The 14852-nt window shown below is 68.5% G+C and carries 14 protein-coding genes; 9 read left to right on the top strand and 5 right to left on the bottom strand.

Features of this window, described 5'->3' with window-relative positions; genetic code table 11:
- Positions 1-45: 45 nt before the first annotated feature.
- The 5 genes from ON40_RS05565 (at position 46) to ON40_RS05545 (ending at position 6117) form a co-directional block, all read left to right on the top strand.
- Positions 46-954: a LysR substrate-binding domain-containing protein gene (locus ON40_RS05565; protein WP_235747211.1), complete on the top strand. Its 909-nt coding sequence runs from the start codon at positions 46-48 to the stop codon at positions 952-954.
- Between the two features lie 50 nt (positions 955-1004).
- Positions 1005-1919: a 5-dehydro-4-deoxyglucarate dehydratase gene (gene kdgD, locus ON40_RS05560; RefSeq protein ID WP_040819123.1), complete on the top strand. Its 915-nt coding sequence runs from the start codon at positions 1005-1007 to the stop codon at positions 1917-1919.
- A gap of 14 nt (positions 1920-1933) precedes the next feature.
- Entirely contained in the window at positions 1934-3070 is a 1137-nt protein-coding gene (locus ON40_RS05555) for an L-talarate/galactarate dehydratase (protein ID WP_040819121.1), read from the top strand.
- 45 nt (positions 3071-3115) lie between these two features.
- Positions 3116-4570: an aldehyde dehydrogenase (NADP(+)) gene (locus ON40_RS05550; RefSeq protein WP_040819120.1), complete on the top strand. Its 1455-nt coding sequence runs from the start codon at positions 3116-3118 to the stop codon at positions 4568-4570.
- A 245-nt stretch (positions 4571-4815) separates the two neighbouring features.
- Complete coding sequence (locus ON40_RS05545) at positions 4816-6117, top strand: enolase C-terminal domain-like protein (RefSeq protein WP_051192750.1); 1302 nt, start codon at positions 4816-4818, stop codon at positions 6115-6117.
- Here ON40_RS05545 and ON40_RS05540 read toward each other — a convergent pair whose 3' ends face one another.
- Positions 6118-6864: a CHRD domain-containing protein gene (locus ON40_RS05540; protein WP_040819117.1), complete on the bottom strand. Its 747-nt coding sequence runs from the start codon at positions 6862-6864 to the stop codon at positions 6118-6120.
- Positions 6865-7278: 414 nt separating this feature from the next.
- On the opposite strand from ON40_RS05540, the gene ON40_RS05535 reads away from it, so the two are divergent.
- Entirely contained in the window at positions 7279-7824 is a 546-nt protein-coding gene (locus ON40_RS05535; RefSeq protein ID WP_040819536.1) for a DoxX family protein, read from the top strand.
- A gap of 82 nt (positions 7825-7906) precedes the next feature.
- Here the strand turns inward: ON40_RS05535 and sepX are convergent, their stop codons facing one another.
- From sepX to ON40_RS05515, 4 genes are all read right to left on the bottom strand, one after another.
- Positions 7907-9022 (bottom strand): divisome protein SepX/GlpR, encoded by a 1116-nt coding sequence (sepX, locus tag ON40_RS05530; RefSeq protein WP_040819114.1) that lies wholly within the window; start codon positions 9020-9022, stop codon positions 7907-7909.
- A gap of 320 nt (positions 9023-9342) precedes the next feature.
- Positions 9343-9993, bottom strand: a complete 651-nt coding sequence (locus tag ON40_RS05525; protein WP_040819533.1) for a GNAT family N-acetyltransferase — start codon at positions 9991-9993, stop codon at positions 9343-9345.
- Positions 9994-10006: 13 nt separating this feature from the next.
- Positions 10007-11260 carry a molybdotransferase-like divisome protein Glp gene (gene glp / locus ON40_RS05520; protein WP_040819111.1) on the bottom strand — a complete coding sequence of 418 codons (1254 nt, stop codon included), beginning with the start codon at positions 11258-11260 and terminating at the stop codon, positions 10007-10009.
- A gap of 57 nt (positions 11261-11317) precedes the next feature.
- Positions 11318-12337, bottom strand: coding sequence for a UTP--glucose-1-phosphate uridylyltransferase (locus tag ON40_RS05515; RefSeq protein ID WP_245567677.1), 1020 nt, complete (start codon positions 12335-12337; stop codon positions 11318-11320).
- 334 nt (positions 12338-12671) lie between these two features.
- Here ON40_RS05515 and ON40_RS05510 point away from each other — a divergent pair, with 334 nt between their 5' ends.
- The 3 genes from ON40_RS05510 (at position 12672) to ON40_RS05500 (ending at position 14717) form a co-directional block, all read left to right on the top strand.
- Positions 12672-13271: a 5-formyltetrahydrofolate cyclo-ligase gene (locus ON40_RS05510; protein ID WP_040819527.1), complete on the top strand. Its 600-nt coding sequence runs from the start codon at positions 12672-12674 to the stop codon at positions 13269-13271.
- 301 nt (positions 13272-13572) lie between these two features.
- Positions 13573-13881 (top strand): FmdB family zinc ribbon protein, encoded by a 309-nt coding sequence (locus ON40_RS49610; RefSeq protein WP_040819108.1) that lies wholly within the window; start codon positions 13573-13575, stop codon positions 13879-13881.
- Positions 13882-14000: 119 nt separating this feature from the next.
- Positions 14001-14717 carry an SAF domain-containing protein gene (locus ON40_RS05500; protein WP_083895423.1) on the top strand — a complete coding sequence of 239 codons (717 nt, stop codon included), beginning with the start codon at positions 14001-14003 and terminating at the stop codon, positions 14715-14717.
- Positions 14718-14852: the final 135 nt, after the last annotated feature.

Raw genomic sequence — 14852 nt, 5'->3', positions numbered from 1 at the left:
GAAACCGATGCCCACACAGCCCGCCCGCACCACCGAGGAGCAGCCATGACCGGCGACGGCAAGCTGTCCGCCATGTTGTCCCTGGAACAGGTGCGTGGATTCGTCGTCGTCGCGGAGGAAGGCAACTTCCGCCGCGCCGCGGAACGATTACAGATGACCCAGCCGCCACTGAGCCGCCAGATCCAGAAACTCGAACGCGATATCGGCGTACTACTGCTGGACCGGACCCAGCGGCAGGTCGAATTGACCCCCGCCGGTGAGGTTTTCCTCGCCGAGGCGCGTCGGCTGCTCGCCCTGGCCGAGGCCGCGCCGAGTACCGCACGACTGGTCGCGGCGGGCCGCACCGGAACCGTGCGGATCGGTTTCACCGCCACCGCGGGATTCGGCTTCCTGGGCCGATTCCTCAACCAGATCTCCCGGTCGCTGCCGGAGATCGAACTCGTGCTCGCCGAACAGGTCAGCGCCGTGCAGTTCGAGGAATTGTCCAGCGGCAAACTGGATCTCGCCTTCGCCCGCCCGCCCTTCGACCGCGCCGAATTCGACGCCCGGCTGGTCCATCGCGAACCGCTGGTGCTGGCCCTGCCCGAAGGGCATCGCCTGGACGCGCAGACCCCGCTGTCACTGGACGAACTCGAGGGCGAACGGCTGCTGGTGTACGCCCCCGGCCCGGCCCGCTACTTCGCCGAACTGATGACCAGGACCCTGGCCGGGATCTCCTACGATCCCGCCGACCGGCTGACCCAGGTGCACACCATGCTCGCGCTGGTGGCCGCCGGACGCGGTCTGGCCCTGGTCCCCGAAACCGCCAGCCACCTGCATCCCGACGGGGTGCGCTACCGCCCGCTGTCGGGGGTGCGCGAACCCGCCGAACTGTATGCGGTCTGGCGGCGACATCCCGCGAATCCGGCACTGCGCCGGGTCATCGACCTGCTGGAGTCCTGGCCGGACTCCTGAGTCCACCCAGGGCAACCGCCCGCGAATGTCATTCCCCGAGGAGGAAACCCGTGTCACAGATATCCGCCGAAGATCTCGGCCCCGCGCTGGGCCGCGGGCTGCTGTCGTTCCCGGTCACGCATTTCGACGACGCTCTGGCGTTCGACGAGGCCGCGTATCGGGAGCACATCGGCTGGCTGGCGCAATACGACGTGGCCGGGCTGTTCGCCGCGGGCGGCACGGGTGAGGGATTCTCGCTGACCACCGCCGAGATCGATCAGGTGGTGCGCGCGGCGGTCGCCGAGACCGACGGCCGAGTGCCGGTGATCGCACCGGCCACCGCCGGAACCGCCGTCGCGGTGGAACAGGTGCGCAATGCCGAAGCCGCTGGGGCGCAGGGCATTCTGCTGCTGCCGCCCTATCTGACCGAGGCCGGGCCGGACGGTCTGGTGGAGCACGTCGCCGCGGTGTGCGCGGCCACTTCGCTGGGCGTGATCTTCTACAGCCGCGCCAATGCCCGCATCGATGACGTCACCGTCGCGCGCATGGCCGAACGCTGCCCCAACCTCGTCGGATTCAAGGACGGCGTGGGCAATATCGAGGCCATGACCCGCATCTACGCGCGGATGGGCGACCGGCTCACCTATATCGGCGGGCTGCCCACCGCGGAGACCTTCGCGCTGCCGTACATCGAAATGGGCGTCACCACATACTCTTCGGCGATCTTCAACTTCGCGCCCGAATTCGCGCTGGAGTTCTACCGGGCGGTGCGCGCGCACGACCGCGACGAGGTGTACCGGCGGCTGCGCGCCTTCGTCCTGCCCTACCTGGACATTCGCGATCGTCGCCCGGGATACGCGGTATCGATCATCAAGGCGGGCCTGACCGCCGTGGGCCGCCCGTCGAGCCGGGTGCGCCCGCCGCTGACCGATCTGGCCGCCGACGAGCTCGCCGAGCTGACCGAGCTCGTCAAGAGCATTGCCTGACAAGGAGATCCGTCATGTCCACCCCATCCTCCGTACTCGACCGGATCACCGGCGTCACGCTCTCCTCGGTCACCCTGCCGCTGCCCACCGGGATCAGTGACGCCAAGGTCCTCACCGGACGCCAGAAGCCGATGACCGAGGTCGCGGTGCTGTTCGCGGAGATCACCACCGAGGCCGGACTCGAAGGTATCGGCATCAGCTATTCCAAGCGCGCGGGCGGGCCCGGACAGTTCGCGCACGCCCGGGAGATCGCGCCGGTGCTGATCGGCGAGGATCCCAGCGATATCGGCAAGATCTGGGACAAGCTGATGTGGGCCGGGGCCTCGGTGGGCCGCAGTGGGCTGTCCGTGCAGGCGATCGCCGCCTTCGATGTCGCGCTGTGGGACCTCAAGGCCAAGCGGGCCGGTCTGCCGCTGGCGAAACTGCTGGGTGCGCACCGTGATTCGGTGCGCTGCTACAACACCTCCGGCGGATTCCTGCACGCCCCGATCGAGGAGGTGCTCGACCGCGCCACCGCCTCGCTCGAGTCCGGGATCGGCGGTATCAAGATCAAGGTCGGCCATCCCGACAACGCGGTGGACCTCGCGCGGGTCACCGCGGTGCGGGAGAAGATCGGCGACCGGACGCCGCTGATGGTCGACGCCAACCAGCAGTGGGACCGGCCGACCGCACGGCGGATGTGCCGGGCGTTCGACCCGCTGTCCCTGGTGTGGATCGAAGAACCGCTGGACGCCTACGATTTCGCCGGGCACGCACAGCTCGCGCAGACCTTCGACACGTCCATCGCCACCGGCGAGATGCTCACCAGCGTCGCCGAGCACAGCGAATTGATCAGGGCCGGAATAGATATCGTGCAGCCGGATGCGCCGCGCGTCGGCGGCATCAGCCGCTTCCTGGACGTGATGTCCCTGGCCGGTCGCGAACATCTGCAACTGGCACCGCATTTCGTGATGGAGGTGCACGTCCACCTCGCCGCGGCCTACCCGATCGAGCCGTGGGTGGAACACTTCGAATGGTTCGACCCGCTGTTCAACGAACGGCTCGAGATCCGCGACGGACGTATGCACCTGTCGTCTCGTCCGGGCCTCGGGGTGACCCTCAGCGATCAGGCACGCGCCTGGACCGTCGACGAGTTCCGGATTCGGGCCTGAATTCCGCTCGCCGACCACAGATTCCGACTACTGGTGGAGGACACAGTGACTACCGAGACGTCCCCGGAGGACATCGATCGCATCGTCACCGCGGCGGTGGACGCCGCGGAACAGCTCGCGCAGACCACTCCCGCCGAGCGCGCCCGCTGGCTCGAGGCCGCGGCCGAGGCGCTGGAGAAGGCCTCGGACGAGCTGGTCACGTTGGCGGCGAAGGAAACCCATCTGCCCGAGCAGCCGCGGCTGCGGTCGGAGATGGTGCGCACCGTATTCCAGCTGCGGCTGTTCGGGCAGGTGCTCGCCGACGGTGAATTCCTGCGCGCCGCAGTGGATCACGCCGATCCGGACTGGCCGATGGGGCCGCGGCCGGACATCCGGCGGATGACCGTTCCGATGGGGCCGGTGCTGGTGTTCACCGCGAGCAACTTCCCGCTGACGCTGAGCGTCGCCGGGCACGACACCGCCGCCGCGCTCGCGGCCGGATGTCCGGTCGTCATCAAGGCGCATCCCGGACATCCGGAACTGTCCGCGCGCACCTTCGCGGTGCTGTCCGAGGCGCTGCTGGGCGCGGGCGCGCCGGAGGGGACCGTCGGCATCGTCTACGGGGTGCAGTCGGGTGTGACCGCGCTGCGTCATCCCGGCATCGCGGCGGCCGCGTTCACCGGATCCGAGGCCGGTGGCCGGGCGCTGTTCGACATCGCCAACGCGCGGCCGCGGCCGATCCCGTTCTACGGTGAGCTCGGCAGCGTCAATCCGGTGGTCGTCACCGCGACCGCGGTGCGCGAGCGCGGAGCCGAGGTGGCCAGCGGGTACGTCGGATCGTTCACGCTGGGAGCGGGACAGTTCTGCACCAAACCCGGTATGTTGCTGCTGCCCGCCGATCACGGCCTGGACGAGGCGCTGCTGAACGCGGTCACCACGATTCCGGCACAACAGCTGCTCAACGATCGGATCGCACACGGCTACCGCGACGGCCTGGACCGGCTGCGGGCACATCCCGCGATCACAGTGTTGTACGCACCCGAACCCGGTGCGGCCGAATTCGGCCCGACGTTGCTGAAGGTCACCGGCGCGGACTTCCTCGCGCAGGCCGAATCCCTGGATGTGGAATGCTTCGGCCCCGTCTCGCTGATCGTCGAATACGCGGGTCCGGACGAACTGCGCACCCTGCTGCGCCACCTCGAACCGGGTCTCACCGCCACGGTGCACGCCCAGGACTCGGATGCCGACATCGTCCGCGCCCTGCTGCCCGCGCTCACCGGCCTGGCCGGACGCCTGATCTGGAACAGCTGGCCCACCGGCATCACCCTGTCCTGGGCCCAGCAGCACGGCGGCCCGTACCCGGCCACCACATCCCCCCAGTTCACCTCGATGGGCACCGCCGCCATCGACCGCTTCCTGCGTCCCGTGGCCTGGCAGGGCTTCCCGGAAGCCCTGTTGCCGCCCCCGCTCCAGGACGCGAATCCGTGGAATCTGCCCCAGCGCGTCGACGGGGCGCGCTGAACGGAACACTCACTGACACAACGTTTCCCATGAGCGATTACGCGCACCCGCGCGAAAGCCCCGCGTGAGCCCATTCTGTCGATGTGCCGAACCCGCTCGACACATCGGCAGGATCCGCTCGTGAACTGCGAATCAGCGACTCGTACAGCATTCCTCGCGGATCACACCGCCGGATCTCGTTGCGGGGCAGTCGCTACCGAAGATCGAGGGCGCGATCCCTCTCGACGAATCGATGGAGCATGCCGATGAACGCCGAACTACGCACCGGTACAACATTTCCCGCGATCACCGACGTGCGGCTGACGCCGATTCTGATCGCCGATCCACCGCTGCTGAATCTGTCGGGGGTGCATCAGCCGTATACGCCGCGGTTGATCGTGGAGGTCGAGATCGAGGGCGGGATCGTCGGAGTCGGTGAAACCTACGGCGACACGGTGTATTTCGAGCGGGCCGCGGCGCTCGCGCCCGAGCTGGTCGGGCGGTCGATCGGCGCGGTCAACTCGATCGGCGGGATCGGACGGGGTGCGAGCACACTGCTGGACGCGCAGCCCGCGGCCAGCGGCTTGCGGGGTGCGCTGACCACGGACAAGGTGCGGTTGAGTGTGTTGTCCGCGTTCGAGGTCGCAGCGCTCGACGCGCTGGGCCGATATCTCGGCGTTCCGGTGCACACACTGCTGGGCGGCAAGGTGCGCGATCGCGTCGAGTACTCCGGATATCTGTTCTACAAATGGGCCGAGCATCCGGTCGACGACGCACCCGCAGACGACTGGGGTGCGGCGCTGGATCCGGCGGGTGTGGTTCAGCTGGCGCGAAAGTTCTTCGAGTACGGCGGTTTCCGCTCGTTCAAACTCAAGGGCGGGGTGATGCCGCCGGACGAGGAGATCGCGGCGATCAAGGCGCTGGCGGCCGAATTCCCGGGTATGCCACTACGTTTGGATCCCAACGGCGGCTGGTCGTTGCCGACCGCGCTGCACGTCGCGCAGGAGTTGACCGGCGTCGTCGAATATCTCGAGGATCCCGCGGTGACGGTCGCGGATATGGCCGAGGTGCATCGGCGCACCGGAATCCCGTTGGCCACCAATATGATCGTGACCGCCCTGGACGAGGTGAAACCCGCCTTCGACCAGGACGCGGTGCAGATCGTGCTCTCGGACCACCACTACTGGGGCGGCCTGTTCGCCACCCGCGATCTGGCCGCGGTGTGCCGCGCGTACGGCCGGGGCCTTTCCATGCACTCCAACACCCACCTCGGGATCAGCCTGGCCGCGATGACCCACGTCGCGGCCACCGTCCCGGACCTGGAATACGCCTGCGACAGCCACTATCCGTGGCAGAGCGAAGACGTCGTCACCGAGCGGATCACCTTCACCGAAGGCGCGGTCACCGTCCCGGACGCGCCCGGACTGGGCGTAACGCTCGACCGCGACGCCGTCGCCCGCCTGCACGAACGCTGGAATGCCATGCCGCACCTGCACGACCGCGACGACATCGCCGCCATGCGCCGGGCGGACCCGGGATACCAGGACCCGGGTATCCCGAAATACTGATCAGCCGGACACGTTCGCGCACAGGATCGGGGCGAACAGCAGCGTCGGCTTCTCATCGGAGAGGATCTGCGCCATCGGGCCCTTGTGCACGTTGACGTACCAGCCGGTGGCCGGCGGGGCCTGGGTGACGTCGTCGACGGTCGCCTTCAACGTCCCCTTGCCCGAGGCGTCGGTCCGCAGATCCGGCAGTTCGTGGACGACCGGTCCCTGGGCGGTGCAGCTTCCGGAGTGGATGTGCACGCCATGGGTCGAGTTCGGGGACAATCCCGTAGCGGTGAGGTCTACGTGCAGGCTGTGCGCGGCAGCATCGTAGGACAGTGCGACGGTCCCGGCCGGGGGCATCCCCGCGACCGACGGCGGGGCCATGGTGACCGTCACCGGGCCCGCACCCGACGACCCCCCGGCGGGGATGTCACCGCACGCGATCGAGGTGAAATTCAGCTGCCCGGGATTGCCGAGTGTGGCACTGGGCGCGAGATGCACGTTCACATACGCCCCGGTCGGGATGCCCGCCGCCACCGGCTCACTGGTCACCGTCTGCTTCGCCACGCCGGCGGCGTCAGCGGTGATGTCCGGGAACGGGACCGAGGGCGGCTTGCTCTGATCGGCGCAGTTGCCGGGGTGTACGTGCATCGCGTGCGAGCTGCCGGGAGTCAAACCGGACAGATCGACTGCCGCGCTGACCACCTTGCTGTCCGGATTCCAGGTCAGCACGACCTTGCCCGTGGGCTGCGTGCGCAGCGGCACACTCGCGGCCGACCCCTTCGCCGAGGTCGGCGGCGGCGCGGACGTGGTAGAGGAGTTGGATCCGGACGAAGAGCACGCTGTCGCCACGGCGAGCAGAACTGCTGCAGCACAACACCATACGGCATTTCTGAGCATATCCATCCACCCGTTCGGTAGTCGGACCGCCGGCCGCGAACCGGCCGCGGGATCGAACGGAATCCGAACGCACATCTGCGTTGCACGGATTCCACGGACGTCGTCCACATGCCTGTACCACGACGACGATAGTCATCACACGGTCCAGCACAACCCTTCATCCGGAATACCCGGGAGAAGTCGACGGTTGACTCCATCCGATACATAATCGGACCGCAGTCCGTTTCGCCTCCGGCAACCGCCGGGGGCGATCGCCGACCCGGGATGGATACCTTTTCGATGACGACAACGACCAATACCGAAGCCACCACCACCGACACCGCCGCGCTCGAATCCGCGGACGGCTCGGCCCTGCTCGGCTCCGATATCGGCCTGCTGATCCTGCGCGTGGCATTCGGCGCGCTGCTCGTCGTGCACGGCACCCAGAAGCTGTTCGGCTGGTTCGGCGGTTACGGCCTCAGCGCGACCGCCAAGGGGTTCGGTTCGATGGGCTACACCCCGGGCCGATTCTTCGCGACGCTGGCCGGACTCAGCGAGGTCACCGGCGGCGTCCTGCTGGTCCTCGGCCTGCTGACCCCGCTGGCCGCCGCCATCGCGCTGGGCACCATGATCAACGCCGTCCACGCGAGCTGGGGCCAGGGCTTCTCGGGCGGATACGAATTGCCCCTGGTCTACGCCCTCGCCGTCGCCGCGATCGCCTTCACCGGGCCCGGCCGCATCTCCCTCGACCACGGCCGCCCCTGGCAGCGCTCGGGTGCCGCGTGGGGGCTGGGCGCGGCCGTCCTCGCAGTAGTGGCCGCACTGATCACCCTGGCTGTCAGGTAGTCACCACCGACACAGTCGGCCCGCAATACAGTCGGCCCGGCCGCGGATGATTCCGTGGCCGGGCCGATTCGGTATCGGGCGCCTATTCTCCTGCGGCGCGGGGGATTTCCCCTCCCGCCGCACGGGCGCGAGTGGCGCGGGCCGCGGCGGCGTCGAAGGTCTCCAGGAAGTCGAACGCCGGGTCCTCGTCGTCGATATCCATGACGACGGCGCGGCGGCGCAGATCGTGGGCATCGTCCCGGCCGAGATCGGGGTCGGCGGCACGCGCGGAGTCGCGGGCCCGCGCGGGCCGCGCGCCACCGGACAGCCGGGACGACCGGCGACGGCGGATCTCCTCCTCGAAACGCACCTGCCGACGCAGGTAGAACAGATAACCCGCGAGCACCAGGGCGGACAGACCGCATCCCCACCACAGCAGCGGCGAGACCGCCAGCCCGAAACCACCGAACAGCAAGGCGCTCAACGCCAACGCGAGCGTCATCCGCTGCCGGTACCGGTAGCGAGCCGCGCGGGCAACCGCATCGGCCTCCGGATCGTAGCCGCCGCGACCTCGCCGGTTGGGCACGAAACGACCTGAGCCGGAATCGGATTCGTCCTCGAGCAGCTCCGCTTCGGCAGCCGCGGCGGCGACCTCCTCGGCCTCGGGCAGATCCGTCGCCCGGCGCGACCCGGATACCGTGCGCGCCGGGGGAATTCGAGCGCTCATCGGGGCCGGTTCGTCCTCGGCCGCCCTGGAATCATCCATCACATCCGCCCCGGCGTCAGCGACCTCGGCCGCTGCGGCGCCGGCATCCTCACCCGAGATGTCCGCTCCGTCCACACCGCCGAATTCGGCCTCGTCCAACTCGTCGACCTCGGCCTCGATGACCTCGCTGCCGCCGACGCCACCTGCGCCGGTCTCGCTGCTGTCGTCGTGCTCGGTGACGGGCTCATCGGCCGAAGTCGTCATCCGATCCTCCGCATCATCACCGTGTAAAAGCCTTCTCTGCGCTCGTATGGGTACCCAGTCCGGATCCGAGTCGTGCCCGGAGGCAGGCCCCGACTTGGCGCGTCGTCTGGAATCGCCCCGATGCAGTACCCGGGTGGCCAGAGCGGTATCGGTGGTACGCCGAATGCGTGGATACCGCGCGGCGAGCATCGGGAACAGCACGAAGACCCAGAGGACCACCAGGCCGACCCACAAGATCGAATTCGGCACTGCGCCCGCACCTCCGTCCCCGCCTGGCTGTCGACCGTGCGACAGATCTCGCAACCTGCTCATACATCGCCGACATGCTGCCGACCGTTCCCGCACCGTGTCCCGGAACGGCGGAAGACGTTGCACCGCCGCGTCGTCGGGCCACTGCACCGGCTCCCTTCCGGCGATGCAGGACGCACCACCGACGTCCGTAGGCTAATTCGGCCGCCGCGAAATGCGTCGCAGGCGCGCCGTCAACACCTGCCCCACGAGTAACACGGGTAAAGGCGATCCGGGTGGAACCGTCGCACATCAGGACTCTCTTCTCCGCCGCGGACAGCTCATGTGGGAGTGGCGCGGCCTGATCGGATGAGTCTGTCGACCACGGTGCCGGACAGGTCCTCGACGGTCATGGCGACCAGGAGATGATCGCGCCAGGCTCCGTCGACGTCCAGGTAGCGGCGCAGCATGCCCTCCTCGCGGAAGCCGACATTGCGCAGTACCGCCTGGCTCGGCAGGTTCTCGGGACGTACGGTCGCCTCCACGCGATGCAGCCCGACGGGGCCGAAGCAGTGATCCAGCCCGAGCGCCAGAGCGGCGGTCGCGACACCCTGGCCGCCGACATCCTTCGCGACCCAGTACCCGATCCACGCCGAACGCAGTGCGCCGCGCACGATATTGCCGACCGTCAACTGCCCGCTGAAGGTGCCGTTCACCTCGATCACCAGAGGGATCATCGCCCCGCGCCGCGCCTCGGCCTTCAGACTCGACCACAACGACGGCCAGTTCGAGGGATGATTGCGCGCCTCCCACGCCCCGCGGCCCGTCGGCTCCCACGGCTCGAGATGATCGCGGTCGCGCACCCGGATGCGCGCCCACGCCGACGCGTCGCGCAATCGAACCGGACGCAGGGTCACCTGCCCGGCAGCCACCCGCACGGGTCCCAGATGCGCAGGCCAGCCGGGATGCTGCGCGGCCCGAAAAACGTTCATGTCCATAACTGTTTCAGCCACGCTGAGCGAGAAAGGCAACCTGGACCTCGTCACCGGTGCGAACCTCGGTGACGTCCGGCTCGAGCACGATCAGACTGTTCGCCTCGGCCAGGGTCGAGAGCAGGTGTGAGGAACCGTTCACGCCCAGCGGTTGCACCAGATAATCCCCGGTCTGCTCGTCGCGCATCAACTGCGCCCGCAGATAACCGCGCCGCCCGGCCATCGAACTGATCGGCATGATGGTGCGCGCCCGCACGACTCGCCGCATCGGATGCCGCCTGCCCAGTGCGATGCGGATCAACGGACGCACCATCACCTCGAAAACCACCAGTGCGCCAACGGGATTCGACGGCAGCAGGAAGGTCGGCACCTCGTCCCGGCCCAGCCGTCCGAAGCCCTGTACGGAACCGGGATGCATGGCCACCCGATCGATCGTCAACTCGCCCAGCCCCTCGAGCGCCTCGCGAATCTGATCGGACGCCCAGCCACCGACCGCACCGGCGATCACCACCACCTCGGAGCGGACCAGTTGCCCCTCCACCACATCACGCAGCCGCTTGGGGTCGGCGCTGACGATGCCGACGCGGTTCACATCCGCGCCCGCGTCCCGCGCGGCCGCGGCCAGCGCGTAGGAGTTCACGTCGTAGACCTGCCCCGGGCCGGGCGTGCGATCGATGTCGACCAGCTCACCGCCGATCGAGATCACCGACAGCCGCGGCCGCGGATGCACCAGCACCTTGTCCCGGCCCACCGCGGCCAGCAGACCCACCTGCGCCGCGCCGATGATGGTGCCCGCCCGGACCGCGATATCGCCCGGTTGCACGTCGTCGCCGATGCGGCGCACGTAATCACCGGTGCGCACCGGCTCGTAGACCTTGATCCGGGCGCGACCGCCATCTGTGAAGTCCACCGGCAGAACGGCATCGGCGAGAGTGGGCAGCGGCGCGCCGGTGTCCACCCGCACGGTCTGCCGGGGCTGCAACCGGATCGGCTGCCGCGAACCGGCCTCGACCTCGCCGACGACCGGCAGGGTCAGATCGACCGGATCACCGTTCTCGTCCCGGATATCCGCACCCGCGCCCTGCACATCCACACTGCGCACCGCATAACCGTCGATGGCCGCCTGATCGAAACCCGGCAACGGACGTTCGGTGGCCACATCCTCGGCACACAGCAGACCTTGAGCCTCGGAGATCGCGACCCGGACCGGTCTCGGCGCAACAGCCGCCGCGGTCACTTTGATCTGCTGATCCTCCACCGAGCGCATGCAGCCCTTCCCTCACGTTCCGTGTCCGATGCGGCGCTCGCTCGGCTGCCCGCCAGACTACTCCGGCGAGGTCAGCTGCGGATCCCAGTCGGGGGCGAGTCGGTGCTCCAGCCATTCACGCAAGGCCGGCCCGTATTCGTCACGCTCCAAAGCGAAATCGACCGCAGCTCGAAGATAGCCGCCCGGGTTGCCCAGGTCGTGGCGCGACCCACGGTGCACGACGACATGAACCGGATGTCCTTCGGAAATCAGCAGGGAAATGGCATCGGTGAGCTGCAATTCACCGCCCGCGCCGGGTTCGATGCGACCCAGTGCGTCGAAGATCGCGCGATCGAGCAGATAGCGGCCCGCCGCGGCGTAGGTGGACGGCGCATCGGCGAGAGCGGGCTTTTCCACCATCCCGTTGACGCGCAACACGTTCGGGTTCGTGGCGTCGGGCACGGGCGCCACGTCGAACACCCCGTAGGCGCTGACCTGCTCCTTGGGCACATCGATGGCGCACAGCACCGAACCGCCGCGTTTGCGCCGCACCCGGCTCATCACGTCCAGGACGCCCGAGGGCAGCACCAGATCGTCGGGCAGCAGCACCGCGATGGCGTCCTCGTCGGGGTCCAGCGCCTTCTCCGCCTGGGCCACCGCATGACCCAGACCCAGCGGCTCCTCCTGGACCACCGAGGTCACATCGAGCAGGCCCGGCGCCTTGCGCACCTTCTCCAGGAGATGGAACTTGCCGCGCTCCTCGAGGGTGTTCTCGAGCATCAGGTCCTCGACGAAATGCGCGACCACACCGTCCTTTCCGGGCGAGGTCACGATCACCAGGCGAGCCGCGCCCGAATCGGCCGCTTCCGCGGCGACCAGCTCGATACCGGGCGTATCCACCACCGGCAGCAGCTCTTTCGGCACGGTCTTGGTCGCGGGTAGAAACCGCGTCCCGAGTCCGGCCGCGGGGACCACAGCGGTACGGAAGCAGGATTTCGCGGTCGCGGATCCCTGCACCGTAGCGTCCGATCCGGCCTCGGCCGACCCGTTCGTCGCCCGACCGCCACCCCTCACGGAATCGCTGCGCGATGCTGTCATAAGCACACCCTATCCATCAGTTTCGTCGACCGGACGGGCTTCGCCCCGGCGCGGCACACCGGGAAGCCTAGGGGGCGGCCTCTGCGACCGCTCGCCGAGTTCCACACCGCACCGCGACGCGACGCGACCCTCCACCACCAGCGTGCTTGCAACAGTTCCCCGTCGGACCGAGCGGGAAACCCTGGTTGCACGTGAGCTTCCCGACTCCGGAGGGCGGGCGATCGGAACCTGCCGGCGAGCAGCAGGAGCCGGACCCACGCGCAACGAGACGGTGCCGAGTGGGTGCGGCGGCAGGCGAGCGCACCCCGAGTATCGGCGGCATATCGTGGTCCGCGTGGAGATCGCTGGTCAGCTGGACAAACGTGAGTGGCGCGCGAGGCTGCTGGCCGGGCGCGCGGCGGTGGACCCCGCCGTCCACGAGGCGGAGGCGACCGCCCTGGCCGCCGCGTCGTCGCGACTGCCGCTCGACGACGCCGAGGAGGTCTGGGTGGCCGCCTACGTCCCGGTGCACGGCGAACCCGGCTCCGTGGCCATGCTCGACGCCCTCCGCACCGCGGGCGCACGGGTGCTGCTGCCGGTGACCGGCCCGCCGGGCCCCCTGGACTGGGCCGAATACACCGGACGAGCGGCATTGCACCGCGCCCGCTACGGCCTACTGGAGCCGACCGGCCCACACCTGTCCCCCGCCGCGATCACCCGGGCCGCCACCATCCTGATCCCCGCCCTCGCGGTGGATCGACGCGGCGTGCGGCTCGGGCGCGGAGCGGGCTACTACGACCGCACCCTGCCCGCCGCCCGCTCGGATGCCCGCCTCATCGCGATAGTCCGTGACGAAGAACTCCTCGACCAACTCCCCGAGGAACCCCACGACCGCCGTATGGGCTGGGCCCTGACCCCCGGCGCGGGCCTGACTCCCCTATCCACGGACAGCTGACGTCAACGGACACCTGACGCGTGGAGACACCAGCTCACACACCCCGTTTCACCAGCCCCACAGGACGCCGACACCCGGTTTGCGGCGCGGCTCGCCGCTCGGACGCGTGGCGGGTGCGAGGAAAAAGTGCCCGACACGGGGCCGAGCGGTGAGCCCAAGGGCGACGCAAACCCGCCGGAGCGGAGCGGAGGCCAAAAACACAGCAGCGGAGCGGAGGCCACCAATACGGAATTTAATTCCGATTAGTGTTGTTGGCACTGTCGGCTGTAGAGTGCTAACGACGGAGACTGTGGAGGTTCCTGTGCCTACTTACTCGTATCAGTGCACGCAGTGTGGCGATAAGTTCGACATCGTTCAGAAGTTCACGGACGATGCGCTGAGCACGTGTGAGAAATGCGACGGCAAGCTGCGCAAGCTGTTCAATTCGGTCGGAATCGTGTTCAAGGGCAGCGGCTTCTATCGCACCGACAGCCGTAGCGGTTCGACCACCGCGAGCGAGCCCGCCAAGGCGGAGTCCTCCTCGTCGAGCAGCTCCTCCTCGGACGGTTCCTCGAGTGGTTCGAGCAGCTCGTCCACCAGCAGCACGGCCACGAGCTCGCCGGCTGCCTGACACATCGGCCGCAGTGGACGCACACGGTGTTGTCCACAGCCTCCGAGTTATCCACAGCCCAATCCTGACCAGCTGTTTTCCGGCCGGAGTGGCATTCCACGAGCCGTAGCGTCCTGGACATGACGTACAGCGCGTCCGGCCGAGGCAGGTCGGCTCCAGTCCGCCGCGGCGATCTCGACCTCGGCCGCATCCCTCGCTGGGAGTGGTTGCGGCACCGCCGCCCCGCCTGGCTGGACGGCACTCTGGCCCGCCGGATCCTGGCCGCCGCGCTCACGGCGCTGGCCGGATTCCTGCTCCTGCGCGGCAATCCGGCCGCACAGCGTGTCGAGGTCGTGGTCGCCGCACACGATCTGCCGCCCGGTCGCGCGGTGACCGCCGCCGATCTGCGCACCGCCGCCTTCACCGCGAACACCCTGCCCGGCGGCGCGATCCACGAACCCGCACCGCTGCTGGGCGCCACCCTGTCCGCGCCCATGCGGGCCGGTGAGATCTTCACCGATCTGCGGGTGCTCGGGCCACGCCTGGCCGCGGCGGCCACCGCCGCACCCGACGCCCGGATCGTCCCGATTCGCCTGGCGGACAATGCCGTTGCCGAGATACTGCGCACCGGTGACCGGGTCGATGTGGTCGCCGCAGCCGAACCCGACACTCCGGCCGCAGCCCCCGCCCGCACCCTTGCCTCGGGAGCTGTCGTGGTGTCGATACCCGAGAGATCCGACAACGGGAAATCACCCCGATCGGAGGATCATGTCGTACTGATCGCACTCGATTCCGCACACGCCACAACCGTCGCCGCAGCATCCCTGCGCACCGCGCTCACGGTGATTTTTCAGTAGCGTTCATTCGATTCGCCAACTATTTGCCGCAAAATCCCTCTAGCATCCCCGATACCCGAACTATAAGCGGTGATCATGAGTGTCCACCGCTATGACCAGACCATTCGACACTGGCCGGGGTACGCCGATGAGACA

Source organism: Nocardia jiangxiensis NBRC 101359, from assembly GCF_000308615.1.
Lineage (GTDB): Bacteria > Actinomycetota > Actinomycetes > Mycobacteriales > Mycobacteriaceae > Nocardia > Nocardia jiangxiensis.
The sequence above is the reverse complement of the archived record's forward strand: the minus strand, read 5'-3'. Positions and strand labels throughout refer to the sequence as shown.